27 protein-coding genes are annotated in these 25194 nt (G+C 70.2%); 20 read left to right on the top strand and 7 right to left on the bottom strand.

Annotated elements, in window-relative coordinates; genetic code table 11:
- Position 1: 1 nt before the first annotated feature.
- Together VYJ16_RS17480 and VYJ16_RS17485 are read right to left on the bottom strand one after the other, a co-directional pair.
- The gene (locus tag VYJ16_RS17480; RefSeq protein WP_336351595.1) at positions 2–814 is read right to left on the bottom strand and encodes a phosphatase PAP2 family protein; all 813 of its coding nucleotides are present in this window, start codon (positions 812–814) and stop codon (positions 2–4) included.
- Complete coding sequence (locus VYJ16_RS17485) at positions 814–2613, bottom strand: ABC transporter substrate-binding protein (RefSeq protein ID WP_336351596.1); 1800 nt, start codon at positions 2611–2613, stop codon at positions 814–816. Before VYJ16_RS17485 ends, VYJ16_RS17480 begins: the two co-directional genes overlap by 1 nt.
- A gap of 228 nt (positions 2614–2841) precedes the next feature.
- Here VYJ16_RS17485 and VYJ16_RS17490 point away from each other — a divergent pair, with 228 nt between their 5' ends.
- On the top strand, positions 2842–4227 hold the full coding sequence (locus VYJ16_RS17490) for an arylsulfotransferase (asst) (protein WP_336351597.1): 1386 nt from the start codon (positions 2842–2844) through the stop codon (positions 4225–4227).
- Positions 4224–5867 carry an ArnT family glycosyltransferase gene (locus VYJ16_RS17495; protein WP_336351598.1) on the top strand — a complete coding sequence of 548 codons (1644 nt, stop codon included), beginning with the start codon at positions 4224–4226 and terminating at the stop codon, positions 5865–5867. Before VYJ16_RS17490 ends, VYJ16_RS17495 begins: the two co-directional genes overlap by 4 nt.
- Before the next feature lie 27 nt (positions 5868–5894).
- Here the strand turns inward: VYJ16_RS17495 and VYJ16_RS17500 are convergent, their stop codons facing one another.
- Positions 5895–7019: a hypothetical protein gene (locus tag VYJ16_RS17500; RefSeq protein ID WP_336351599.1), complete on the bottom strand. Its 1125-nt coding sequence runs from the start codon at positions 7017–7019 to the stop codon at positions 5895–5897.
- A 160-nt stretch (positions 7020–7179) separates the two neighbouring features.
- On the opposite strand from VYJ16_RS17500, the gene VYJ16_RS17505 reads away from it, so the two are divergent.
- Together VYJ16_RS17505 and VYJ16_RS17510 are read left to right on the top strand one after the other, a co-directional pair.
- Positions 7180–7476: a hypothetical protein gene (locus VYJ16_RS17505; protein ID WP_336351600.1), complete on the top strand. Its 297-nt coding sequence runs from the start codon at positions 7180–7182 to the stop codon at positions 7474–7476.
- 263 nt (positions 7477–7739) lie between these two features.
- Positions 7740–8744 (top strand): ZIP family metal transporter, encoded by a 1005-nt coding sequence (locus tag VYJ16_RS17510; RefSeq protein ID WP_336351601.1) that lies wholly within the window; start codon positions 7740–7742, stop codon positions 8742–8744.
- A 63-nt stretch (positions 8745–8807) separates the two neighbouring features.
- Here VYJ16_RS17510 and VYJ16_RS17515 read toward each other — a convergent pair whose 3' ends face one another.
- Complete coding sequence (locus VYJ16_RS17515) at positions 8808–9590, bottom strand: response regulator (protein WP_336351602.1); 783 nt, start codon at positions 9588–9590, stop codon at positions 8808–8810.
- Positions 9591–9770: 180 nt separating this feature from the next.
- On the opposite strand from VYJ16_RS17515, the gene VYJ16_RS17520 reads away from it, so the two are divergent.
- On the top strand, positions 9771–11096 hold the full coding sequence (locus VYJ16_RS17520) for an MFS transporter (protein WP_336351603.1): 1326 nt from the start codon (positions 9771–9773) through the stop codon (positions 11094–11096).
- Between the two features lie 25 nt (positions 11097–11121).
- Here VYJ16_RS17520 and VYJ16_RS17525 read toward each other — a convergent pair whose 3' ends face one another.
- Positions 11122–11601, bottom strand: a complete 480-nt coding sequence (locus tag VYJ16_RS17525) for an NAD-binding protein (protein ID WP_336351604.1) — start codon at positions 11599–11601, stop codon at positions 11122–11124.
- 153 nt (positions 11602–11754) lie between these two features.
- Between VYJ16_RS17525 and VYJ16_RS17530 the strand changes: the two genes are divergently transcribed.
- The 15 genes from VYJ16_RS17530 (at position 11755) to VYJ16_RS17600 (ending at position 23621) form a co-directional block, all read left to right on the top strand.
- Positions 11755–12753 (top strand): Na+/H+ antiporter subunit E, encoded by a 999-nt coding sequence (locus VYJ16_RS17530; RefSeq protein ID WP_336351605.1) that lies wholly within the window; start codon positions 11755–11757, stop codon positions 12751–12753.
- On the top strand, positions 12750–13031 hold the full coding sequence (locus VYJ16_RS17535; protein ID WP_336351606.1) for a monovalent cation/H+ antiporter complex subunit F: 282 nt from the start codon (positions 12750–12752) through the stop codon (positions 13029–13031). Before VYJ16_RS17530 ends, VYJ16_RS17535 begins: the two co-directional genes overlap by 4 nt.
- Positions 13031–13414 carry a monovalent cation/H(+) antiporter subunit G gene (gene mnhG / locus VYJ16_RS17540; RefSeq protein WP_336351607.1) on the top strand — a complete coding sequence of 128 codons (384 nt, stop codon included), beginning with the start codon at positions 13031–13033 and terminating at the stop codon, positions 13412–13414. The genes VYJ16_RS17535 and mnhG overlap by 1 nt, the downstream gene beginning before the upstream one ends.
- Positions 13411–14001: a DUF4040 domain-containing protein gene (locus tag VYJ16_RS17545; protein WP_336351608.1), complete on the top strand. Its 591-nt coding sequence runs from the start codon at positions 13411–13413 to the stop codon at positions 13999–14001. Before mnhG ends, VYJ16_RS17545 begins: the two co-directional genes overlap by 4 nt.
- Positions 13998–14552: an MnhB domain-containing protein gene (locus VYJ16_RS17550; RefSeq protein ID WP_336351609.1), complete on the top strand. Its 555-nt coding sequence runs from the start codon at positions 13998–14000 to the stop codon at positions 14550–14552. The genes VYJ16_RS17545 and VYJ16_RS17550 overlap by 4 nt, the downstream gene beginning before the upstream one ends.
- Positions 14545–14952: a cation:proton antiporter subunit C gene (locus tag VYJ16_RS17555; protein WP_336351610.1), complete on the top strand. Its 408-nt coding sequence runs from the start codon at positions 14545–14547 to the stop codon at positions 14950–14952. Before VYJ16_RS17550 ends, VYJ16_RS17555 begins: the two co-directional genes overlap by 8 nt.
- Positions 14949–16445, top strand: coding sequence for a proton-conducting transporter transmembrane domain-containing protein (locus VYJ16_RS17560; RefSeq protein WP_336351611.1), 1497 nt, complete (start codon positions 14949–14951; stop codon positions 16443–16445). Before VYJ16_RS17555 ends, VYJ16_RS17560 begins: the two co-directional genes overlap by 4 nt.
- Entirely contained in the window at positions 16442–18097 is a 1656-nt protein-coding gene (locus VYJ16_RS17565; RefSeq protein WP_336351612.1) for a proton-conducting transporter transmembrane domain-containing protein, read from the top strand. The genes VYJ16_RS17560 and VYJ16_RS17565 overlap by 4 nt, the downstream gene beginning before the upstream one ends.
- Positions 18097–19806, top strand: coding sequence for a proton-conducting transporter transmembrane domain-containing protein (locus VYJ16_RS17570; protein WP_336351613.1), 1710 nt, complete (start codon positions 18097–18099; stop codon positions 19804–19806). Before VYJ16_RS17565 ends, VYJ16_RS17570 begins: the two co-directional genes overlap by 1 nt.
- Before the next feature lie 32 nt (positions 19807–19838).
- Positions 19839–20258 carry a DUF7522 family protein gene (locus VYJ16_RS17575; RefSeq protein ID WP_336351614.1) on the top strand — a complete coding sequence of 140 codons (420 nt, stop codon included), beginning with the start codon at positions 19839–19841 and terminating at the stop codon, positions 20256–20258.
- Positions 20255–20728: an Lrp/AsnC family transcriptional regulator gene (locus VYJ16_RS17580; protein WP_336351615.1), complete on the top strand. Its 474-nt coding sequence runs from the start codon at positions 20255–20257 to the stop codon at positions 20726–20728. The genes VYJ16_RS17575 and VYJ16_RS17580 overlap by 4 nt, the downstream gene beginning before the upstream one ends.
- Before the next feature lie 146 nt (positions 20729–20874).
- Complete coding sequence (locus VYJ16_RS17585) at positions 20875–21456, top strand: biotin transporter BioY (protein ID WP_336351616.1); 582 nt, start codon at positions 20875–20877, stop codon at positions 21454–21456.
- A gap of 28 nt (positions 21457–21484) precedes the next feature.
- On the top strand, positions 21485–22183 hold the full coding sequence (locus VYJ16_RS17590) for an energy-coupling factor ABC transporter ATP-binding protein (protein ID WP_336351617.1): 699 nt from the start codon (positions 21485–21487) through the stop codon (positions 22181–22183).
- 6 nt (positions 22184–22189) lie between these two features.
- Positions 22190–22894, top strand: coding sequence for an energy-coupling factor transporter transmembrane component T family protein (locus tag VYJ16_RS17595; RefSeq protein ID WP_336351618.1), 705 nt, complete (start codon positions 22190–22192; stop codon positions 22892–22894).
- A 121-nt stretch (positions 22895–23015) separates the two neighbouring features.
- Positions 23016–23621, top strand: a complete 606-nt coding sequence (locus VYJ16_RS17600) for a class I SAM-dependent methyltransferase (RefSeq protein ID WP_336351619.1) — start codon at positions 23016–23018, stop codon at positions 23619–23621.
- 15 nt (positions 23622–23636) lie between these two features.
- Here VYJ16_RS17600 and VYJ16_RS17605 read toward each other — a convergent pair whose 3' ends face one another.
- Both VYJ16_RS17605 and VYJ16_RS17610 read right to left on the bottom strand, forming a co-directional pair.
- On the bottom strand, positions 23637–24635 hold the full coding sequence (locus tag VYJ16_RS17605; RefSeq protein WP_336351620.1) for an aldo/keto reductase: 999 nt from the start codon (positions 24633–24635) through the stop codon (positions 23637–23639).
- Between the two features lie 101 nt (positions 24636–24736).
- Positions 24737–25171 carry an Ig-like domain-containing protein gene (locus VYJ16_RS17610; protein WP_336351621.1) on the bottom strand — a complete coding sequence of 145 codons (435 nt, stop codon included), beginning with the start codon at positions 25169–25171 and terminating at the stop codon, positions 24737–24739.
- Positions 25172–25194 lie beyond the last annotated feature (23 nt).

Here is a 25194-nt window from a genome sequence, read left to right on the forward strand (position 1 = left end):
TCTACCGTACCGACGATGCGTCGTCCACGAGTGGCACGAACCGGGTGCCGACCGCGACGCTCGCAACGGCGAGCGCGATCCCGACGACGACGTCGGTGAACCAGTGGATGCCGAGGTACATCGTTGCCAGCGCGATCGACGCCGCGAACGCGGTCGCGATCGGTGTCCAGGCCGGGTACGACTCGCGGAACCGGTACGCGACGAGAGCGACCGTCGCCGACAGCGACGCGTGGAGGCTCGGGAAGACGTTCGTGTTCCGGTTCACGCGACTCGTCACGAGCTGGACGTCCGGCCACTGCACGTACAGGAGCGACTGCACTTGCTCGGGCATGAAGTTCCGGGGGCCGTACGCGACGAACGCGACGTAGAACACGAGCCCGACGGCGTAGTTCAGCGCGTACGCGACCAGGAGAACCCGCAGCTGTCGCCAGTCCCGATGCAGGCCGTACGCAAGGAGTGGGAACGTCAGCAGGAACGTGTACCCGTACACGTACATGAATCCGAAGTACGTCGTCAACGGTGGTGTCGCGAACGACTGTATCGTCGCGACGAGACCGCCCTCGAGCGCGTAGATGGTGCCCGTGATCTTCGCACCGATCAACCACGACAGTTCCACGCCGACGTCGCGAACGACCTTGTTCAACGCGAGGACGACGACGAGCGCGACAGCGATCCGCCAGGATCGCTCGAGGTTTGAGCGGAGTCGCGGTCGCCACGCTCGGAGGCGGTGACGGCCGACTATCGTCACTGCACCGACGCAGTGCAGCGATAGCACGACGACGCCGATCGACGTGAGGGTCTCGAGGAGCGTCATCAGTCGGTACGCACCATGTGGCCGTCCGCGAACTCGAAGCCGGCCTCCTGGAAGACGCGACGGGCCTTCCGGACGTTCAGTTCTCCGTCCTCGCCCAGGAACGGCGTGACGGGGTGGGTTTCGTCGTACGCGAGGTCGTCGGGGAGCCAGCGCGTGCCCGCGAGCGGACTCGCGACCGGCGTGGCGTACCTCGTGAACGTGTCGTTTGCGATGGACGACTGGTCGACGAGGCGAGCGAGCGTGTTCCGGAATCGCGGATTGGTGAGCGGTTCGCGTTCCGCGTTGTACCCGACGACGTACGGTTGGTCGGACGGAGCGACGAGGAGGTCGAGGTCGTTCGACCGCCCGATACGTGGGACGGTGCTCGCTCCGACGGGCGTCCCGGTCACGTCGGCCTCGTCGTCCGCGACCATCTCGACGGCCGTCGAGTCGGACCCGACCGTCTGCACGGAGAGCCGGTCGAACGCAGGGCCGTCCCCGAGATGCCGGCCGACGTTCGGGGCGGTATCGCGTTCCAGGAAGTACTCGTCGAACCGCTCGAGTTCGAGCGACTCGCGTGGCGCGTGCGACGCGTACTCGAACGCGCCGCTCCCGACCGGTGGGACGTTGTCGGTGACGAGCGCCTCGGTTGCGGCCCCGAACTCGATTCCGCTGATCGACGCCTTCCCGGTTCGCTCCACCCAGACGTGCTCGGGGAGCAGCGGCACGGTGAACGCGTGCTTCGCGACGTGCGGCTCGCAGTTCACGAACTGCATCTCGACGGTCTGTTCGTCGAGAACCCTCGCGTCCCGGACGAGGCCGGCACGCCCCTGGAACCGCGGGGCGGGGAGCGTACGAGTGTCGGTGTTCGTCGTGGCCGTGGGCGTCGTCCCGCCACTCGCGTCCGTTCGAACGGTCGTCGTTGTCGTGCCCGTCGACGTCCCGCCACTGGATCCGTCGTCGAGCGTCGTATCGGCGAGGAACCGGAACGTGAACGCGACGTCACCGGCCGTCAACGGCTCGCCGTCGTGCCACGTCAGGTCCTCGCGCAGCGTGACGGTCGCCGTCGGCGCAGGGTCGTTCGTCGTCACGTCCCACGACGCCGCGAGCCACGGCTCGACGGTACCGTCGGCGGTCGCGTACCCGAGCGAGTCGTAGAGGAGGTCCATCACGAACCCGCCGCGCCGGTACTCGACCGCGAGCGGATTCAGGTTCTCCGTCACGCGGTCGTCGGTGACGACGACGCGGAGCGTCTCCGTCTCGTACGACGACGCGCCTGGGGCTGGCTGGAGCGCGAGGAAGCCGGTCGGTGCGTCGAGCGCCCCCGTCGTCCAGCCGTCGAATCGCGACGTCCTGACTGCGCGGACGTCGTCGGGTGCGACCAGCGTCGTGAACGGCTGCGTTCGCGCGATCGAGCGCTGGAGTCGTGCGACCGTCCGCTGTCGCCTCGTGGTGGTCGTCTGTCGCTGGCGGACCAGTCGCTCGTCGACGCCGAGGTTCGCGTACCCGAACGGGTTCTGCCAGCCTGGCGCGTTCGCGTACTGCGAGTGCAGGAGGGCGTAGAGGTCGTCCGGTCGCCGGATACCCGGGGTGAGTCGGCCGACGAACACGTCGAAGTCGTGGTCGAGGAGGAGCTTTCGGTAGAGTTCCTCCTCGGCGAGGGGGACGACCGATGCGTCGATCCCGACCGCGTCGTACCAGGACGCGAGCTGGCGCGCGATGCGGAGGGCGTACGGGTCGCTGTCTGCGGGCGCGGTCTTGATCTCGAGCGATACCCGCGACCGCGACTGCCAGCCGGTGATCGACCTGAGCCGCCGCATGCAGCCGCTCGCGCCCGCCAGACCGACGGTGGCGGTGGCCCCGAGGACCTGGCGTCGGGTCGGTCGGGGAGACTGTAGCGGGTCCATTCACCTGAGTCTAGATGAGTCTGCGTCAAATCACTTGGGTACCTAACCGAACGTAGAGGACGCGTAACGTGTCACGCGATTTATTATCGGTTCCGTCGGATTAGGTGGATGTTTCAAGATGGCGTCCTGAATGCTCTACGTATGGTCACGCGTCGGCAGTCGCTTCGCGGTCTCTTCGCCCTCCTCGTTCTCCTGGCCACCGGGGTCCTCGTCGTCGGCTACGTGGATGCGCAACGAACCAGCGACGCTGTCACTGGCGACCCGGCCGTCGAACAGGCGTTCCGCTCCGGGAACACGTCCCCCGTCGTCGGCGAACGCGACGACGTGACGGTCGTCGGGACCGACTCGAACGCCTTCGTCAGCGACGACAACGACGCCCCGCGCGCGATGGCGGAACTCGCCGCCTTCGCGCCGGACGGCAGCATCTACTACTACGAGAACCGCCACACGCGATACTGGGACGTCGACCCCGTGAAGGGGACGAAAAACACCGTCGAGTTCGTGTATGCTGACCACCTCGATCGGGAGTCCTGCAACGGCGACGGGCCGTGTACGGAGAACGGCGTCGTCCGGGTGAATCTCACGACCGGGAACCGCACCACCGTCTACAGTCGTATCACTCCAGGAAAACATTCGACGCGCTGGCACGACGTCGACCGCATCGACGAGCACCGACTGCTCGTCGCCGACATCTCGCAGGACCGCGTGTACGTCGTGAATACGACCACGGACCTCGTCACGTGGGAGTGGGACGCTCAGTCGGACTTCGACGTCGAATCCGGCGGCCCGTACCCCGAGGACTGGACGCACCTGAACGACGTCGAGTACGTCGAGGTGGACGGCGAGGCGGCCGTCATGGCGGACCTCCGGAACCAGGACCAGGTCGTCTTCATCAGTTTCGAGGACGGTTTGATGGAGGACTGGACGCTCGGGGCGGACGGCAACCACAGCACGCTCTACGAGCAGCACAACCCCGACTTCATCCCCGAGGAGGAGGGCGGCCCAGCGATCCTCGTCGCCGACTCCGAGAACGGTCGCGTCGTCGAGTACCAGCGAGAGGACGGCAAGTGGAAGCGCTCGTGGACGTGGTCGGACGCCCGGATGACGTGGCCGCGGGACGCCGACCGTCTCCCGAACGGGAACACGCTCATCACGGACTCGCACGGTGACCGCGTGTTCGAGGTGAACCCCGAGGGCGAGGTCGTCTGGACGGCCTCCATCGGGTTCCCGTACGAAGCCGAGCGACTCGGGACGGGCGACGAGAGCGCGGGCGGGCCGAGCGCCGCGTCCGCCGACCTCGCGAACCACACCGCAACGGCTGGTGGCGGCAGTGGCGGGGGCTCGTTGCTCCCGCAGAGTCTCCGGAACGCGATCGCGTACGTCTTCCCGCGTTGGGTGGAGACGCCGCACGCTATCGCCGCGGTCCTCGTCGGCCTCGTGGTTCCCGCGTGGGTGGTCCTCGAGTACCACTGGGCGAGCTTCAGTCTCGGCCTCCGGCTGCCCGTCACCTTCCGACGTGATTCATGAGCGTGTCGTCCTGGATCCGGGTGCGGTCGGAGCGCGCCTTCGGTCGACTGGAACGAGTCACCCCGGTCACGTCCCGCGACCGCGGGTGGATCGCGCTCTCGATGCTCCCGGCGCTCGTCGCCGTCAGCATCTACCTGTCGACGAACGCGTACCCCGCGTTCGGCGCGGGACTGTACGTCGAGTTCGCCGAGCAGATCGCGGCGAACGGGTTCGTGCCACCGACGAACGTCGAGCACTACACGAGCGACGGCGTCCCGTTCTCCTATCCGCCCCTCCAGTTCTACGTCGTCGCGGTCCTCCTCGAACTCGGCGCTGAACCGGTGACGATCGCGCGCGTCCTCCCCGGGCTCGCGGTCGTCCTCGCGACGATCCCCGCGTACGTCCTCGGCCGCGACCTCACTGACTCGCGGCCCGCGGGCGCTGCCGTCGCGGTCGCACTCAGCCTGAACCCGCAGGTACTCCAGTGGCACGTCTCCGCTGGCGGCGTGGTCCGCGGGTTTGCGTTCCTGTACGCGCTCGTCGCGATCTCCGCCGCGTACCGCGCGTTCACCACCGAGCGGCTGCGACCGGTCGTGGTCGCGACTGTCGCGTTCGGGTGCACGGTCCTCTCGCACCCGACGTACACCGTGTTCGCCGCGGGCTCGATTCTCATCTGTTACCTCGCCGAGTCCCGGACCGTCGCCGGGTTCGGACGCGGGCTCGTCATCGGGCTCGGCGGGGCCGTCATCGCGTCCCCCTGGATCGCGTGGGCGATCGCGACGTTCGGCGTCGACCAGTTCACGTCCGCCGCGGGCACGCACGGCGGCGTCGGCGGTGGCGCGAACGCCATCATCGGGTACGCGTCGTTGGCCGTACTCGTCCCACTCGCCGCCGGCGCGTACCTCCTGTTCCGTCGTCGAGTCTTCGTCCCGCTCTGGCTCGCGTTCGCCGAACTGGCGTTCAAGCAACCGCGGTTCTCGTACGCAGTCGGTGCGTTCGCGATCGCGGCGACGGTCGTGGACGTCGTCGACCGAACGAACGTCGTCGGGGTCGCGTCGGACGTCGCACGGTCGCTCAGCGTCGACGAGCACGCGACCATCGGTGCGGTCGCCGCTGTCTGCCTCGTCCTGTCGACCGCGGTCGGCGGCGCGTACCTCGCGCACGAGATGACGCTCGAGAGCGACCCGACGACGCCCGAGTTCCTCGACGACGAGTCCGTCGAAGCGATGGAGTGGGCGGAGCGCGAGACCGACGAGGACGCGACGTTCGTCGTCCTCGGTGACGCCGCGGAGTGGTTCCCGCTGCTCGCTGACCGCACGATCGTCGTCGGGCCGTGGGGGGTCGAGTGGCGGAACCCGGACCTCTTCTACGACCACATCCGGGCGTACGAAACGTCTTCGCGCTGTCAGACCGCTCGCTGCGTCGAGGCGGCGTCGACGAACGTCTCTCGCGTCCCGGAGTACGTCGTCGTCCCGAAGGGGTCGTACACCGTGCGCGGCCATCCAGCGAAGCAGTTCGGCGTCCTCGATCGCTCGTTCGAGGCGTCCGCGGACTGGGAGCGTGCGTACGAGAACGACGGCGTCGTCGTCTTCCACGCGGTCGAGACCGACACCGACGTCGCTCTCGACTCGCGTCCGGTCGACCACGTCGGCGCTCGGTGACCGGCGAGCGTGCGCCGTTCCCCGTGACTACACGAACTTGACGAGCGGTGCGACGAGGACGAGGAGGTACGAGATCGCACCGAACGCCTTCAGTCGGCGGTCGTCCTCCGCGATCGCGTACGCGAGCACGCCGAACGACGTGACGAGGACGACGCGGTGGAGTGCGAGCCGTACGGGGACCTGGCGGACGCCGATCGTGCTCATGTCGTGGAGGATAGCGAACCCGAGCGCGGCGGCTGCGAGGAGCGCGGTCCGGGTCGCTGGCCGGTCTCGCGTCAGGAACAGTGCGGCGACCGGCGCGAACACGAGGATCGGGTAGAGGACGCCCGCGATGACCTTCGGTGAGACGCCACCGAGGTGGGACTCCATGAGGAGGCCGGCGCCGCGAACCCCGACGACGGTCGCGACGACTGCGGCCGGCATCGCGACGTCCTCGGGTTCGACGTTTCGTTCGTTCGCGAACGCGGACCCGACGACGACGACGCTCGCGAACTGGACGACCGTCAGCCAGCCGTGACCACCGCCACCGCCCTGGCCGTGGTACTGGCGGTCGATCTCGTCGACGAACGGTTCATCGCGGAGGTCGCGTTCGACGAACCGTCCGGCCTCGGGGACGCCCGTCACCGTGTGTCGGAGGCGGTACCAGTCCCAGTACTCCTCGTGCGCTTGGATGCCCGTCCAGTTCGCGTTCGGGGACTGGTAGGCTCGCACGTGAACGCGACTCCCGAGGTAGCGACCGGTACTGAGCTGGTACGACGAGGCGACCCAGCGACCCGCGTCGCTGCCGGCCGGGCGGACGTACGTGTAGCGCTTCGCGCCGCTGGCGTTCTGCCACGGGGTGCCGCCGTCGCCGACCTCGAGTTCCTTGTCGCGTGGTGCGCGAGTCCAGTTGACGTCGGAGCGGTCGACGAGCGCTCGCCTGACGGTCGCTGGGTCGCCGATGACGACGACGTTGATGGCGAGCGTTCGTCCCTGGGTGCTGGTGTCCTTGCTGGTGTAGGGCCAGAGGTGACTGCCCGTGCCGATGGGGTCGACGAGGCGAGCGTCCGGGGGCTCCTCGGCCGCCGGCGGGGTGGCGCCCGTGAAGCCGCTGGTCGCGACGAGTCCGACGACCACGAACCACGCCAGGACGAGCATGGCAATACGGCGCACACGTCACGACACGGCAACGGGGTACAAGGGATTTGTCCCTCGAAACGATGGACTCGGGCCGGACGTCACGCGCCCGGAGTGTCCAGTTCGACGGATAGATACCAGTTCGACGGACAGATACAGGAACAGACTTATCAGTCAAACGGTGGTTGTCGATCGTATGGTCCGACGCATCCACGTCTTCGCCGCCCTCGCCCTTCAGGCGGTTATGTTCGTCGCCGGCGCCGGCCCCGTCGACGGGTCGCTGCAGTACTGGACGACGTTCCTCGGCACGTATCCCATCCAGATCGCCGCCCCGGCCGCGTGGGAAGCACTCGCCGCCGTCGGCGTCTTCGACCTCCTTCCGGCGGTACTCTGGGTCGGGGCGACGGCGCTCGCCATCGGCGCGATCCACTACGCGCAGGCGGTCGGGATGGTGGTCGCTGGCGAACGACTCGTCGACGTCGTCGCGCGCTAGAGCGGTCCTTGCAGCGTTTTCCGCGACGTCAGTACGTGGTGACCTCGTAGCCGTCGGGTTCGAGGCCGTCCCCAGTCTGCGAGAGCTCCTTGGCGGCCTGGAGGGCGTTCGTGTGCGACCCGTGCACGGAGACGCCGGATTGGAGTCCCGCGCCTGACAGTCGGGTCGCTCACCGGGGTCTTTGGTCGGCCTAGCACCTAGGCCGACCGAAAACGTACCACATAGATGAAAGGTCTTATTGAGGTGCCGCGCCGACATTCGATATGGTCGAGTTCGCCGCACTAGCGTTCGTCTTCGTCGCCGGACTGATCACGGCGATCGCGACCGGCCTCGGCGCGATCCCGTTCTTCCTGTTCGACGACGTCAGCGACCGCTGGAACGTCGCCCTCTGGGGCGTTGCGTCCGGTATCATGCTCTCCGCGTCCCTCTTCGGCCTCGTCAACGAAGGGCTCGCCGCGTCCGCGGGAACCGGCGTCCCGTGGCTCCTCGTCCTCGGCCTCCTCGCGGGCGTCGCGCTCGTCGTCGTCGCGAACCGCGTCCTCGAAGGCGTCCACGTCGGCGGCAGCGAACCCGCACCGGACGGCGGCGAACCCGTCGCCGAGGTCGACCACCACGACGACACCGACGACCATCACCACACCGACCACGACGCGGACGAACACGGCCACGACGGCCACGACCACGATGAACACGGCCACGACGGTCACGACCACGACAGTCACGGCCACGACGGCCACGACCACGGGTTCGACCCGGCCGCGTTCGCGGAGGCCGACCTGAAGAAGCTCGTGCTCATCCTCGGCGTGCTCACCGTGCACTCGTTCCCCGAAGGCGTCGCCATCGGCGTCTCCTTCGCGGAACTCGGCTTCGAGGGCGGCGTCCCGATGTTCGGCCTCGTCGTCCCCGTGCTCGCGATATTCATGACGATCGCGATCAGCATCCACAACATCCCCGAGGGGCTCGCGATCTCCATCCCGCTGCGCGCGATGGACGTCAGCGAGTGGCGGATGGTCGGCGCCGCCATCTTCTCCAGTCTCCCACAACCCATCGGTGCGGTCATCGCGTTCCTGTTCGTTCGCGCCGCCGAGGAGTTCCTCCCGTTCGGGTTCGGGTTCGCCGCCGGCGCGATGGTGTACCTCGTCCTCACCGAGTTCGTCCCCGAGGCGCTCGAGGCAGGCAAAGACCTCGACGGGAAGGGCTACCGCGAACTCGCGGGCGGACTACTCGGTGGGTTCACGGTGATGGTCCCGCTCCTGTACGTCGCCTGAGCGATGGCGACTCGTAGCTCCCGGTGAGAGCAGACGAGAACTCGGCGGGTGGTGGCGCCGCGGTCAGTCGACGTACGTGGCGATCTCCTCGCTCGTCGCGAACACCACGACGACGCGCTCGACGGTGCCGTCGTCGCCGACGAGTGGTTCGGCGTTCAGGACGATCTCCTCGCGCGCGTCCTCGACCTCGATGACGTACCGCTCGCCCCTGAGTTCCTCGCCGGTTTCGAGGACGCGCGCTACGGGGAGGTCCGCCGCGTCCAGGCGCGTTCCGTCCGGCGCGCAGAGCGTCCAGTCGCTCGTATCGTACGCTCGAACGTGCAGCGACGCCGTCGGCATCCGGAGGAGGTCGCGAGCGCGCCGGTTCGCCACCACCACGTCCCCGTCCTGGTCGTGGACGACGATGGCGACGGGCGTCATCTCGACGATGCGGTCGACGAGCGTCCGCTCGCGGTCGAGTTCCTTCTCGGCGTGATACCTGTCGACGGCGTTCAGAACGCGGTTCGCGAGCACCTCGTACTGGCTGGCGTCCGTCGACTTCTGGAGGTACTCCGTGACGCCCTTCGAGATGGCGTCGCTCGCCACCTCCTCGCTCCCCTTCCCCGTGAAGAGCACGAACGGGAGGTCAGGGTGGCGTTCGCGGACGGTCTCCAGGAACTCGAGCCCGGTCATCCCCGGCATGTCGTAGTCGCTGACGACGCAATCGGCGTTCTCGAGCTCGGTGAGCGCCTCGTTCGGGTCCGTGAAACCTGTGGCGGTGACGTCACCGTGACGCTCCAGTTGCGTCGCCGTCAGGTCAGCGAACGCTGGTTCGTCGTCGACGCACACCACCCGGTGGGGTGCCATAGGTACCGTATCGCGTTCCAGCGGCAAGGTGATTGTGCTTTGGTACCAGGCACGTAGTCCGTCCCGTCGGCCCTCACCCGTCGGCCCGCATCAGCGAACTGGGTCGTCGAGCGAGCGGCGGCGGCAAGGCGACAGCGATTCCACGTCCTTGAAGCGACTGCAGGGGTAACGCTCTCCAGGATGGTACTTGGGACGGACAATCGCGTGTTCGCGCTCGCGATGGCGCGACTCGCGGATTCGCTCGGGAACTCCTTCCTCGTCATCGTCCTTCCGCTGTACATCGCGAGCGGCGAGGTGTCGCTCGCGGGCCTGGAAGGGTTCTCGACCGAGTTACTCATCGGCGTCGTACTGTCGTTGTTCGGACTGCTGAACAGTTCGCTCCAGCAGTTCGCGGGTCGAGCCAGCGACCGCTCCGGGAAGCGGAAGGTGTTCATCCTCGGCGGCCTCGTCGTGTTCGGCGTCGCGAGCGCGCTCTACCCGTTCGCGTCCTCGTACTGGGGTATCGTCGGCCTGCGCGCGTTCCAGGGCATCGGCGCGGCGTTGACCGTACCGGTCACGATCGCGCTCGTGAACGAGTACTCGACGGACGCGAGCCAGCGCGGCGGGAACTTCGGCGTGTTCAACACGTTCCGCCTCATCGGGTTCGGGTTCGGGCCCATCATCGCTGGCGTCCTCATCACGGGCGGGTTCGCGTCGAACGAGGTCGTCACGTACCAGATCGCGGGCGCGGCCATCTCGGGGTTCGACGCGGCGTTCATGGTCGCCGTCGCTGGAGCAATCGTCTCGTTCGCGCTCGTGTCGTGGCTCGTCGACGACCCGGAGACCGGTGATGCCGCCGCCACGGACGACCTCTCCGTGGCTATCTTCGGTCGCGACCAGCTGTTCGACCCCGTGTTCGTCGTCGGCGTCGGGACGTTCTTCATGGCGACGGGTATCGCGATCTACGCGACGCTCCAGGAGGTCGTTAATCAGGCGCTCGGCCAGGGACCGTTCCTGTTCAGCGTGCAGTTCGCGGCGGTCGTCATCGCGAACGTCCTCTTCCAGGTCCCCATCGGGCGGGCGAGCGACAGGTACGGGCGGCGGCCGTTCCTCGTCGCCGGGTTCGCGCTCCTCGTCCCGAGCGTGCTCGCGCAGGGGTACGTGCCGGCGGCCCAGAGCGTGCTGCCCGCGACGATTCTCGGCGTGAACGCCGCCGCGCTCCTGATGATACTCCTCCGACTCCTCCAGGGTATCTCGGTCGCGATGGTGTTCGCGCCGGGGCTCGCGCTCGCCGGTGACCTGGCGCGGCGCGGGCAGTCCGGCACGACGCTGTCGGTCCTGACGACCGCGTTCGGGTTCGGTGTCGCGCTCGGGCCGCTCGCGGCCGGGTACCTCATCCGGTTCGGGTTCGCGGTCCCGTTCGCGTTCGTCGCCGTGCTCGCGGCGCTCGCGTTCCTCTTGACGTACTCGCAGGTGTACGAGACGGCGTTCCTCGCCGAGGACGCTGGCCGGCCGTCCGCGGACTGACCGCGGTCAGTCGCGGGACTCGCGGTCAGTCGTCGCGGTGGACGTTCGTCCGACCGGTGGCGATGGCGGCGGCGATGGCGTCGCCCGGACAGACGACCTCGACGTCGGGTATCGCGAACGCGGCTGCGTTCCGTGGGTCCTGCAGCGCCGCGTAGATCCGCTCGAACGCGCCGGTCGTTCGGAGGCGTTGGACGAGCAGGAGCGTTCGGGCGTCCGTCGGGGCGAGGACGACGAGCGGGTCGGTGGGGGCGGCGTGCGCGACGACCTGTGCGACGAGCGCTGCCTCGTCGGGGACGTGCGCGGCGTCGTAGTTGGCGACGTCTGCGACGGCGTCGGGGTCGGTGTCGACGTGGACGACGGTGTGGTGACTGGCGAGGCTGTCGGCGAGTGCGCGACCGCGTCGGCCGCCGCCGACGACGAGGTATCGGTCGTCGACGTTCGGTTCGACCGGTGCTGCGGGTCGGTCGGACTGCCGCGGGTCCGTGCCCGGGAGTTGCGACTCCATACACCACGTAGGAGAACAGAATACATAAATATTGCCTAGATTTTACCGGAACGGTAAATATGATGGGCATTCTTTATCAGATTGGTAAACAATGTATCGGCTTCAGACGGTTACATGCGGTCCGCCCTCCGACCGACGCGTCGGTGAGCGGTCATGACGGACCTCGTCGCAGTACTCACCGACCGCGGCCGCGTCAGAGACGTCGTCTCGTACGCGCTACGGGAGGCACGGGACGCCGACGACGCAACGGAGACGACCGTGCGTTTCAGCATCCCCGTCGGGAGAACGGGCGACGCGGTCCCGTCGGCCACCGGCGAGACCCTCGCCGAACGCATCACCGAACTCGTCGCAGACAGCCCCTACGGTTCGCTCGACGTCGAGGTCGCAACCGTACCGGTCGGCCGGTCGACCGCCGACGACCGCGTCCGCGCGCTCGTCGAGGCCATCCCAGCGACCGCCACCGACCTCGTCCTGATGCCCGGATTCACCGAGTTCACCGCCGCCACGCTCGCGGACGCGCTCGCGGCCGCCGGCCGTTCCGGCGTCGCCGTCGAACGCGCACCCGTCGACCGACGCATCGTGCGGTCGCCCGTCGCGGTCACCAGCACCACCGCACGGCTGGTTGCGACGTTCGGCCTCGCGTACGCGTTCTACCTATCGCTCGGCGACCCGACCGAGCCCTTCGACCTGGCGACCGGCGCGGTCAGCGCGGGCGTCGTCACGCTCGTCCTCGGCCGCGTCACGTTCGAGACCGAACCCTCGCTCGCCGGCGTCGGCCGCGTGCTCCGCGCGCTCGTCTTCCTTCCCTACCTCCTCTGGGCGGTCGTCCGCGCGAACCTCTCGATGGCCGCGGTCGTCCTCTCGCCGCGCCTCCCCATCGAACCGAGCGTGGTCCGGATTCCGGCGCCCGAGGGCCGCATCGCGCGCGCCCTGCTCGCGAACAGCATCACGCTCACGCCGGGCACGCTCACGGTCGACGTCACCGACGACGAACTCGTCGTGCACGCGCTCACCGCAGCCACTCGGGACAGCCTCGAGGAGGGCTCGCTCTCGCGCGCCGTCGACTTCGTCGTCCACGGCCGCGGCGAGTACCGCACGACGCCCGGAACCGCTCGTATGGCGGCCGAGACCCCGCGAGGTGACCGGCGGTGACGTCGCCGCTCGTCGCGGGCGTGCTGCTCGCCGGCGCGACGGCGCTCGTCGCGCTCGCCGTGCTCGTCCTCGGGCGCGTCGTCCGCGGGCCGACGACGCCGGACCGCGTCGTCGCCGTCAACGTCGTCGGCACCACCGCGGTCGTCGTCATCGCGCTCCTGAGCGCCGCGCTCGACGAACCCGGGTTCCTCGAGGTCGCCATCGTGTACGGCCTCCTGAACTTCCTGCTCTCGCTCGGGCTCGCGAAGTTCACAATCGAACGCGGCGGGGTGCTCTGATGTCCCTCGCGGCCCTTCCCGTCGCAGTCCCCGCCCAGCTCGCGTGGACGCCGACGGCGATCGCGGTCGCGGCGCTCGTCGCAGCGAGTGCGTTCTTCTCGCTCGTCGCCGTCGTCGGCTTCTACCGGCTCCCGGACGTGTACGCTCGCGCGCACGCCGCCTCGAAGAGCGAGACCCTCGGCGCGCTCCTCGGCCTCACCGCCGCCGGCGTCGTCGTCGGCACCACCGGCGAGGTCTTCAAGATCGCCTTGCTCGCGCTGCTCGTACTCGTCACGGGGCCGACCGCGGCACACGCCATCGTTCGGTCCGCGTACGACGCCGGCACCGACCCGTGGACGCGCGACGACGACCGGAACGACGGCGACGCGAGGGTCTCGCGATGACGACACTCGACGTCGCCGTCCCGACCCTTCAGGTCGTCGCGCCGACGCTCGAGGTCGCGGTGTCCGTCGCGCTGCTGTCGTTCGTCGTCGTCGTCGCCGTCCTCACCGCTGTCGTCCGGGACGTCCTGACGGCCGTGGTCGTGTTCGCGGCGTACAGCCTCGGGCTCGCCATCCTCTGGGTGCTGTTCCACGCGCCCGACGTCGCCCTCACCGAGGCCGCGGTCGGCGCCGGCGTGACGACCGCGCTCTTCCTGCTCGCCATCAGTCGGACCGTCCGACCGGCGGGCGGCCGGACGCTCGTCGACCCGAAGACGGTCAAGCCCACGTCGGTCGTGGTGGCGCTCGGCGTCACCGTCGGCCTCCTGCTGACGGTCCCGGCGCTCCCGCCGGTCGGTGCGGCGGACACGCCCGCGTTCGGGCCGGTGAGTGACTTCTACCTCGCCGACGCCGCGGACCGCGGCGTCGACAACGCCGTCACGGCCGTGCTCGTCGTCTACCGCGGGTTCGACACGTTCGGCGAGATCGCGGTCGTGTTCGCCGCCGCCGTCGCCGTACTGGCCGCGCTCGGTCGGGAGGCCCTCGCATGAGCGAGCGCCCCCGCCGGGAGGACGCGGACGAGGCGACGACGCGGACGCGCATCGAGTTCACGGACAGCCCCGTCGTCACGACGACCGTGCGCCTGTTCGCGCCGTTCGTCCTCACGTACGGGCTGTTCACGCTCTTCCACGGGACCGCGAGCGTCGGCGGCGGCTTCCAGGGCGGCGTCGTCGGCGGCGCGATGATCATCACGGTCGCGTTCGCGTTCGGCATCCGCCGGACCGCGGAGTGGCTCGACGAGCGCGCGCTCGTCGCCCTCGTCGTCGCCGGCCCAATCGTCTTCGGCGTCGTCGCGCTCGCAGGTCTCGCGTCGGGCGGCGCGTTCCTCCAGTTGGACGTGCTCCCCATCCCGAAGGCGACCGTGTACGCCACGGAAGCCATCGAGATCGGTATCGGGGCGACGGTCTCGGCCGTCATCGTCGTGCTCTTCCTCCGCATCGCGGACGGCTACCGCGAACCAGACGTGGAGACCCCAGCGGACCTGGAGGCACCCGGGGACGTCGCGCCCTCGAGTGGGGCCGGAGGTTCGAGCGATGACTGACCCGCTGTTCGGCGTCGGCGCGTGGTTCGCGCACGCCGTGTTCGCGGTCCTCGTCGGCGTCGGGCTGTTCGTGCTCGTCGACGACGACAACCTCGTGAAGAAGGTCGTCGGTCTGAACATCTTCCAGACCGGCGTCTTCCTGTTCTTCGTCACGAGCGCGTACCGCGCCGACGGGAAGGCACCACTGGTCACGGGCCCCGGGCCGTACGTGAACCCGCTCCCGCACGTCCTCATCCTGACGGCCATCGTCGTCGGCGTCGCGGTGACGGCGGTCGCGCTCGCGCTCGTCGTCCGCATCTACGGCGAGTACGGGACGCTCCGCGAGGACGTCATCCGCGAGGTCCGCGCCGCCGAACGCGCGTCCGCTGCGGCCGAGACGGCCGAGGAGGGGTCGCGGTGACGCCCGCGGACCTCCTCGCGCTCCTGGTCGCACTCCCGCTGCTCGCCGCGGTCCTCCCGCTGTTGGTCGCGCGCGTCCGCGACGGCCTCGCGCGAGCGGTGACGCTCGCCGCGCTCCTCGCGCAGGTCGCGCTCGCGATCGCCGTCGCGGCGGTCGTCGCGACCGACGGCCCGCTCGCGACCGTCGTCGGCGACATCCCGGCCGCGTTCGGCATCGGGCTCGCCGTCGACGAACTCAGCGCGGTCGTCGTCGTCCTCGTCGCCGTCGTCGGCGTCGCCGCGTTCGCGCTCGCCGACGCCGACACGACCGGCCCCGAGGGGAGCCTCTGGCTCCTGCTCGTCGCCGGGTTCACGGGCGTCGCAGTCACCGCTGACGTGTTCAACCTCTACGTGTTCCTGGAGATCTCCGGGCTCGCCGCGTACGCGCTCGTCGCCAGCGGCCGGGGCGTCGACGCCGCGGTCGCCGCGTTCAAGTACCTCCTCGTCGGGACCGTCGGCGCGACCCTGTACCTGCTCGGCGTCGGGTACGCGTTCGTCGCGACCGGCACGCTCTCGATGGCCGACCTCGCGCCGGCGCTCGCCGCCGCGGGGTACGACTCGACGCTCGTCGTCACCGCGTACGCGCTCGTCGCGGTCGGTCTCGGCGTGAAGCTCGCGCTCTTCCCGCTGCACGCGTGGAAGCCCGACGCGTACGCGGCCGCACCCGGTGCGGTCGCCGTGGCGCTCGGCGCGCTCGGGTCGACCGTCGCCGGGTACGCGCTCGTCCGCATCACGTACGGCGTGTTCACCGCGGACTTCCTCGCGGCCGTCCCCGCGGTCCAGTCCCTCATGGTCGCCGCAGGCGCGGTGAGCGTCGCCGCCGGTGGCGTCCTCGCGCTCCGCGCGACCGACGTCCGGCGGCTGCTCGCGTACTCGTCGGTCTCCCAGTTCGGCCTGTTCGCCGTCGGTATCGCACTCGCGCACCCCGTCGCGCTGACGGGCGCGCTCGTCGCGCTCGTCGGGCACGCGGTCGCGAAGGGCGGCCTGTTCGCCGCGGCGGTCGCGGTCGAAGCGCGGACCGGTGCGCGAACCGTCTCCGAGTACGCGCGCCTCGCCGCCAGCCTGCCGCTGGCCGCGGCCGTCGTCGCGGTCCTCGCGGCGAGCCTCGTCGGCCTCCCGCCGACCGTCGGGTTCGCCGGGAAGTGGTACCTCGCACTCGGTGCCGTCGAGGCGGGCGCGTGGGTCGCCGCGGCGGTCGTCGTCGCGAGCACCCTCCTCAGCCTCGGGTACGCCGGTCGCCTCGTCGAGCGCGCGTACCTCGCGCCAGAGCCGGCCGATGACGCGGTCGCGACCGACGGCGGCACCGCCGTCGTCGTCGGTTCCGACGCCGAGGATTCCCGGACGACGACCGCGCTCGCGGTCGCCGTCGCGGCCGCGGTCGTCGTGCTCGCGCTCGGCGTGGGCGCCGGCGCGCTCGCGGACTGGCTCGCACCGGTCGTGGAGGGATGGCTATGACCGACGTCGCCAGCGTGCTGCCGCTGCTCGCGGTCCTCCTGCCCGCGCTCGCCATCCCGCTGATACTCGCGTCCGGGTCGCGGCCGAACGTCCGCGAAGGCTGGACGGCGCTCGCCGGCGTCGGCACGTTCGCGGTCGTGCTCGCGATGGTGCAGTCACCGGACACGCCGGTGACGACGCTCGGGTCGTACCTCGGCGTCGAACTCGCGCTCCGCGCGGACGCCGCCGGCCTCCTGTTCGCGCTGCTGGCGAGCACGCTCTGGCTCGCCACGAGCCTCTACAGCGTCGGCTACATGCGCGGGCTCGACGAGGGCGACCAGACGCGGTACTTCGCCGCGTTCGCCGCGTCCATCTCGGCCACGATGGGCGTCGCGCTCGCCGCCGACCTGCTCTCGCTGTTCGTGTTCTACGAGCTGCTGACGCTCGCGACGTACCCGCTCGTCGTCCACGCGGGCGACGCCGCTTCGAAGGCCGCCGGCCGCCGGTACCTCGCGTACACGCTCGGCGGCGGCGTGCTCGTCTTCGGCGGGCTCGTGCTCGTCGGCGCGCTCGCCGGCACCGTCACGCTCGCCGCCGGCGGCATCGCCGGCCTCGCGACCGCCGACCCGAACCTCGCGCGCGCCGCGTTCGCGCTGCTCGTCGCCGGGTTCGGCGTGAAGGCCGCGGTCGTCCCGCTGCACGCGTGGCTCCCGGCCGCGATGGTCGCGCCGACGCCCGTCTCCGGGCTCCTGCACGCCGTCGCCGTCGTCAAGAGCGGCGCGTTCGGCGTCACGCGCGCGGTCCTCTACGTCTTCGGGCCCGAGACCGCGAGCGACCTCGGCCTGGCGACCGCGCTCGCCGTCTTCGCCGCCGCGACGATGATACTCGCGGGCGTCGTCGGCGTCCGCCAGGACAACCTCAAGCGCGGGCTGGCGTTCTCCACCATCAGCCAGCTATCGTACATCGTCCTCGGCGTCGCGCTCCTGACGCCCCTGGCCGCGTTCGGCGCGCTCCTGCACGTCGTCGCCCACGCGTTCATGAAGATCACGCTGTTCTTCGTCGCCGGGCTCGCGTACGTCGAGACCGGCGAGAAGTACGTCAGCGACCTCGCGGGCGTCGGGCGCCGGCTCCCAGTCGCGATGACGGCGTTCGCCATCGCGGCCGCGGGCCTCGTCGGGTTCCCGCTCGTCGCCGGGTTCGTCTCGAAGTTCCACCTCGTGCTCGGCGCCGCCGACAGCGCGAACCCGTGGTTCGTCGCCGCGTTCCTCGCCGCCGGCCTCCTGAAGCTCATGTACTTCTGGCCGGTCGTCTACACGGCGTTCTACGGCGGCCGCGACGACGGCACCGACGCCGGCGACCACCCGTTCGCGCCCTCGCACCACGAGCCGACGACCGACGGCGGCGACGACGGTGGCGGCACGGGTACGAGCGTCCCGGCGGCGACCGACGGCGGCCAGGAGACCGTCGCCACCGCTGAGGCCGACGACGGCGTCGCGAGCGCGCGCGACGGCGTCTCCGGGCGCTTCGCGCCCGTCGCGGGCCTGGAGACGTCGCCCGCGCTCCTCGTCCCCGTCCTCTTCACGGTCGGGATGGCGGTCGTGCTCGGCGTCGTGCCGACCGCGCTCCCGTTCTGGGAGCTCGCCGAGACCGCGGTCGCGGAGGTTTTCAACTGATGGACATCCTGCTCGCGGTGCCGCCGTGGGTCGCGTTCCTCGTCGCCGCCCTGGTCGCGTTCGTCGCGCCCCGGAAGGTCGGCTACCTCGTAGGCGTCCTCGCGACGCTCGCGACCGTCCCGTGGATACTCGCCTCGCCCGACGGGAGCGCGCTCGTCGTCGCCCCGCTCGGGTTCGAGCAGACGCTCCTCCGCGTCGACGCGCTCGCGCGCCCCGTCGCGGCCGTGTTCGGGTTCGTCGCCGCGCTCGGCGTCGCGTACGCGTACGCGACCGACGCCGACGCCCGGACGAACGCCATCGCGCTCGCGTACATGGGCGCCAGCGTCGCCGCCGTCCTCGCCGGCGACTGGCTGACGCTCCTGCTCGCGTGGGAGGTCATGGCGGTCACCGCGACCGTGCTCGTCTGGCATCACGGCGGCAGCGCCGTTCGACCGGCGTTCCGATACGCGCTCTACCACCTCGTCGGCGGGACGCTCCTCGTCGCCGCCGTCGCGCTCCACTACACCGCGGCCGGCACGTTCGCGTACGACGCCGGGTTCACCGCGGGGCTCCCGACCGCGCTCGCCATCCTCGGCGTCGGCGTGAACCTCGGGTTCGTCGGCGTCCACCACTGGGTGCCCGACGCCTACCCCGCCCCGCACGTCGCCTCCAGCGTCATCCTCGCCGGGTTCACGACGAAGGTCGCCGTGTACGCCCTCGCGTTGTTCGCGCCCGACGGGAACGTCCTCGTCGCGTGGATGGGCGGCGCGATGGTGCTGTACGCGGTCTACCAGGCCATCCTCCAGACCGACGTGCGACGCCTGCTCTCGTACCACATCGTCTCCCAGGTCGGGTACATGGTCGCGGCCGTCGGCGTCGGCACCGCCGTCGGCACCGCCGGCGCGGTCGGGCACCTCGCGACGCACGTCCTCTACAAGGGCCTGCTGTTCATGGTCGCCGGCGCGATCGTCTACCGCGTCGGCACCGGGTCGCTGAAGCGACTCGGCGGCCTCGGCCGGCGGATGCCCCTGACGTTCGGGGCGTTCCTCGTCGCGGCGCTCGCCATCAGCGGCGTCCCCGGGTTCAGCGGGTTCGTCAGCAAGGGCCTCGTCGTGAAAGCCGTCGACACGGCCGGCCCCGAGCTCGCCGGGCTGCCAGTGGACGCGAACGTCCTCTGGTGGGCGCTCGTGCTCGGCGGCGTCGGCACCGTGCTGTCGTTCGCGAAGTTCGGTTACTACGCGTTCGTCCGCGACGCCCCCGAGGACCTCCCGGTCCGCCCGGCGCCGCGCTGGCTGGCGGTCGTGCTCGCCGTCGCCGCCGTCCCGAACGTCGCCTTCGGCGTGCTCCCCGACGTGCTCTACGGCGCTCTCCCCGGTGACACCGCCGGGTTCGAGCCCTACGCTGCGAGCGAACTCGGGAAGGCCGCCGCCACTACCGCGGTCGGTGTCCTCGGATTCCTCGCACTCCGCGGGCCAATCTCGCGGCTTCCGGTGGTGGACGTCGACCGCGTCCTCTACCCCGCCGGGAACCGCGTCGCGAACACCACGGCACGGGCGCTCGACGGCCTCGGCGCTCGCGCCGACCGCACCGTCTACCGCGCGTGGCGAGCGACCGTCGCCGCGGTCGACCCGGAGGACCCCAGCGACGTCCTCGGCGGCCCCGTCGGGCGGACGCTCGCCGTCGTCGCCGCGACGCTCGCGCTCGCGCTCCTCGTCGCCGGTATCGCCTGAGAACACACCACCGACACACCAACACCAGACATATGACGCTCGACAGAGATTCCAGATTCGATGCGCAGACCCCCGACTACGACGCGCTCGCCGCGTGGCTCGAAGACCGCCACGGCGACGACCTCCGATGGGTCGCGGACTTCCACACGCCCTCGTACACGTACGACGTGCGGTACATCCGCGACGACCTCAAGACCGAACTCTCCACGCGGCAACTGGACATCATCATCCACCGCACGATGGGGTTGTTCGATCGTGCGTACGTCGAGGAGGTGTACACGCACCTCGGGGACGCCTGCGCGCTCGTCCTCCAGCACGAGAAGGCGACGGCCGTGCACGTCTACCTCTCGGACATGGACGGGTTCGTCGTGAAACTCCGCTCGGGCGTTCCGGTCACCCTCCCCGACGACGTCGACGCGTGGCTCGACGTCCTCTACGGAGGTGGAGAGTGACGTTAAACGGACTCGACGACCTCGACAGACACATCCTGTTCGTCCTCCAGCAGGACGCCCGGGAGTCGTCGTCGAACCAGATAGCCGAGCGGATGGGCGTGTCACCGAGCACGGTCCGCAAGCGCATCGACCGCCTCGAGCGCGAAGGCGTCATCAACTCGTACCGCGCGGACGTGGACTACGCGAACGCTGGGTTCGACCTCCAGTTACAGATCATCTGTACCGCGCCCATCCCGGAGCGAGACGAACTGACCGACGGCGCCCTGGAGGTTTCAGGTGTCGTCGGCGTCCGCGAGATCGCGACCGGTGAGGGGAACGTGGTGGTTCGCGTGGTCGCGGAGGACAACGACGACCTGAACCGGATCGCGCGCGAGCTCTCGGACCTCGGACTCGCGGTGAGCGACGAGCAACTGATTCGCCGGGAGGAGGGCACGCCGTACGACGGGTTCGAACAGGACGGCGGCGTGTAGGAGGCGCGGGATTCGAGCAGGACGACGGCGCGTGGCTGGCGGGACGTTCGAGCACCCGACCGCACGCCGTAAACCAAAGTATTCTTGCGGGTTGACGGAGATTCCGCGAACATGAGTCGTTCCGACGCAGCCAACGGGTGGTCGCGATGAGTACACGGACCGAGAACGTCGACCTGGTTCCCGGCGAGGTCGTCGGGAATCTCGCCCGAGCGGCGTTGCTGGCCGCGCTCGTCGGCGCGTTCGCGTACGTGAAGTTCCCGAACCCGGTGTCGCCAGTCGACGTGACCCTTCAGGTGCTCGGCGTGTTCCTCGCCGGCATCCTCCTCGGGCCGCTGTGGGGTGGCGCGTCGCTCGGCCTCTACCTCGTCGCTGGCGCGCTCGGCGCCCCGATCTTCAACGGCGGGGCGGCCGGCATCGGGCATCTGTTCGGCTCGACCGCGGGCTACCTCTGGTCGTACCCGATCGCGGCCGCGCTCGTCGGGTTCCTCGCGCACGGCGGCGTCGAGACGCGCTCGCTCGAGGACCTCGCCGTGTGGCGCCTCGTCGCCGCGATGGTCGCCGGGACCGTCGTCATCTACGCGCTCGGCGTCGCCGGCCTGATGGTCGTCCTCGGGTACGGTCTCGGGAAGGCGTTCGGGGTCGGCGCAGCCGCGTTCCTCCCCGCGGAAGCCGTGAAGGTCGCCGCGGCGGTCGGCATCGTCCGGAGCGACGCCCTCCGCGTCGAATGACGCCGATTCGCGAGAGGGCTCGCACGACATGATCGTCGTCGACGACGTCTCGTACGCGCACGGCGACACCCGCGTCCTCGACGACGTCTCGCTGTCGATCGAAGACGGCGAGTTCGTCGTGCTCGCCGGCGCGAACGGCGCGGGGAAGACGACGCTCGTCCGCCAGTTCAACGGGCTCCTCGAACCCGACACGGGCGAGGTCCTCGTGAACGGGACGCCCGTCGAGGCGGACCTCGTCGCGGCGCGGTCGGCGGTCGGGATGGTGTTCCAGGACCCCCGCGACCAGTTCGTCGCCGCGACGGTCGACGCGGACGTCGCGTTCGGCCCGGAGAACCTCGGGGTCTCGCGGGAGGCGGTGTCGACGCGCGTCGAGGACGCGCTCGCCGCGGTCGGCATGACGGGTCGTGGCGAGGAACGACTCGACGAGCTCTCGGGCGGCGAACAGTCCCGGGTCGCCATCGCGGGGGCGCTCGCGATGACCCCCGACCACCTCGTCCTCGACGAGCCGTTCGCGAGTCTCGACGCGCCCTCTCGGGAGGCGGTCCGCGAGCACCTCGCGGATCTCCACGCGGACGGGACGAGCGTCGTCGTCGTGACCCACGACGTCGGCGCGATCGCGGACCTCGCGGACCGCGTCGTCGTGCTCGCCGACGGACGCGTCGTCCGCGAGGGGTCGCCGACCGACCTCCGGGGGGAACTGGACGAGCACGCGGTCGCGGCCTGGTGACCGTCGATGCGCTACGAACCGGGTGATTCGGTGCTGCACGCGCTCGACCCGCGGTCGAAGCTCGCGGTCCAGGTGGCGTTCGCGGTCGCCGCGTTCGCGCACACAACGCCGCGCGGACTCGGCGCGCTTACGGCCCTCGCGCTCGGCGTTCTCGCTGCCGCTCGACTCTCCCCGGTCGCCGTCGTCTCCGACCTGCGCGTCGTCCTTCCTTTCCTCGTGCTGGCGCCGCTCGTCGAGGGCGCGCGTCTCGGCGCGCCGTGGTTCGACGTCGCCGCGGCGCGGTTCCCGGCGCTCGCGGCGTACCGCGTGTTCCTCGTGCTCCTCGTCAGCGCCGCGTACGTCCACACCACGCGGACGCGCCAGTCCCGGGCGGCGGTCCAGTGGCTGGTCCCGGGGCGGGTCGGGCAACTCCTCGGGATGGGCGTTGCGCTCGTGTTCCGGTTCGTCCCGGTGCTCCTCGACGACGTCAGGCGGTCGCGCGCCGCGATGCGGGCGCGCCTCGGGTCGGAGCGGCCGCTACGCGACCGGATGCGTCTCGTCGCGACTAGTGGCCTGAACCGCGCGTTCGCCCGCGCCGACGCTCTGGCGGTCGCGCTCCAGGCGCGGTGTTTCGCGTACAACCCGACGCTCCCGCCGCTGTCGTACGGCCGAGGGGACTGGGTCGTGACGGTTGCGTCGCTCGCACTCGTCGTCGTCGCGCTCGCGGTGTGAGGCTGTGCGTGGAACAGGGGTTCGTCGAGGCGCCAGCGTCGAGAGTGGGGGCGTCGAACGCCACCCACCCAGCGGTCTTGTGTAGAAAACACATTTCTGTGCGCGTCGAGTATCGGCCCGCATGGAACCCTTCCAGAACACGAACCAACCGGACTGGGACTGGTGGTCGCGACTCTGGCCGACCCCCGGCGCGACGCTCCGTGCGCTCGGCATCGACCGCGGCGACGCGCTCGCTGAGGTCGGCTGTGGCAACGGCTACTTCGCGCTCCCCGCGGCCCGCGTCGTCGACCCCGCCACCGTTCACGCCGTCGACCTCGACCGCGCCCTCCTCGACGAACTCGACGAACTCGCCGCACTCCACCGCATCGAGAACCTCGAGACGTACCACGCCGACGCGCGCGACATGGCGGACGTCCTCCCGGAACCCGTCGACGTCGTCCTGAACGCGAACACGTTCCACGGCGTCGACGACGTCGCCGCCTTCGTCACGAGCGCGTACGACGCGCTCGCACCCGACGGCGAGTTCGTCGTCGTGAACTGGCACGACGCCGCGCGCGAGGACACCCGCATTCACGGCGCCGCCCGCGGCCCACCCACCGACCTCCGGCTGTCGCCCGACGCGACCGAACGCATCGTCACCGACGCGGCCGCGTTCCAATCGGTCGAGACCGTGGAGCTCCCACCGTACCACTACGCCGTCCGCTTCGAGAAAGAAACGCGCGCCTGACTGCCCGGACTCGGTCTAGCGGAGGTGCGAGAACGGGTCGCCCTTCGCGTCCGCGAGCCGGTCGACGTGCTCTTGCGTGAGCTCGACCTCCGCGGCGCGGAGGTTCTCCTCGAGCTGTTCGACGGTCCGCGCACCCACGATGGGCGCCGTGACGCCGTCGCGGTGCAGGAGCCACGCGAGCGCCGTCTGCGCTATCGTCGCGCCCACCTCGTCGGCGACCGCCTCGAGTTCGTCGAGCACGTCGAAGTTCTCCTCGGTCAGGTAGTTCTCGCGGAACCGCTCACCGAGCCCCGCCTTCGTATCCTCGGGGTCCCGGTCGTCGCGCGAGTACTTCCCGGTGAGGAACCCCTGGCCGAGCGGACTCCACGGGACGATACCCATCCCGTACGACTCGCACATCTCCTTGTACCCGGCCTCGATCTCGCGGTCGACGAGGTTGTACCGCGGTTGCGTGACCGAGAACGGCTCCCAGCCCTCCTGCTCGGCGATCTCGTTCGCCTTCGCGATCTTCCAGGCGTCCGGCCTGAACGAACTCGCGCCGAGGTAGTGGACCTTCCCGTCCTCGACGAGCCCGTTCAGCGTCCGCATGAACTCGCGGACCGGCGTGTCGTCGTCGATGCGGTGCACGTAGAGGAGGTCGATGGCGTCGACGCCGAGGCGGTCGAGCATCTCGTCGATGCTCCGTCGGATGTGCTTGCGGTTGAGGCCGCGGCCGTTCGGGCCGTCGCGGGTCGGCCAGTATATCTTGGAGGCGATGACGTAGTCCGCGCGGTCGCGGTCGGCGAGCCAGTCGCCGATCCACTCCTCGCTGTCGCCGCCGCCGTAGACGTCGGCGGTGTCGATGAAGTACCCGCCCGCGTCGTCGTACGCGTCGAGGAGGTCGAGCGCGGCGTCGCGGTCGATCTCCACGGAGCCGTCGGCGGCCTCGCGACCGAACCGCCACGTGCCGAACGGCAGCTCGCTGACTGTCAGTCCCGTCGAGCCCAGTGCGACGTCGTCGATTGTCACGTCCATGGTCGAACCGTCGCCACGGCGCGGCTTAAAAGCGTTCGATGCCCGCGGGCGTTTCCGGCTTCTGGGGCGTCGGTCCCACGCCGAGAGCGCCGGGGGTCGCGTCAGCAGTCGTCGTACGTCTGCGCCGTCAGTTTCAGCGCTGAATCGGCCGTGACCCGGACCACCGGACGGACGCAGCGCTGGTCGCCCTCGACGTAGGCCGCGAGTTCGCGTTCGACGCGGTCGTCGTCGAGCGAGACGACGAGCGTGTACGCGGCTGATCCGTCGACGGGCGCGTCGAAGACCGTCGCATCGCCGGCGGCGACCGACGCCGTGGACGCGAACGCTTGCGAGCCGTCCTCGCGCGAGAGCGCCAGTTCGATGTCGTGGGCATCGTCGTCCTGGTTCTCGACCTCGAGAGCGGGGACGCGGACCGCGTCGTCGTCGCGGTCGCCGTTGGAGAGCGTGTTGCAGCCGGCGATGGCGGCCAGTCCGCCGACTGCGGCCGCGAGCACGCCGCGACGCGTCGCTTCGTGGGATGCAGTGCGTCGGCTCATCTATCCTCCCCTACGCCTCGGGG

Origin of the sequence: Halorubellus litoreus (assembly GCF_037081675.1) — an archaeon.
In the GTDB taxonomy this organism is placed as follows: domain Archaea; phylum Halobacteriota; class Halobacteria; order Halobacteriales; family Natrialbaceae; genus Halorubellus; species Halorubellus litoreus.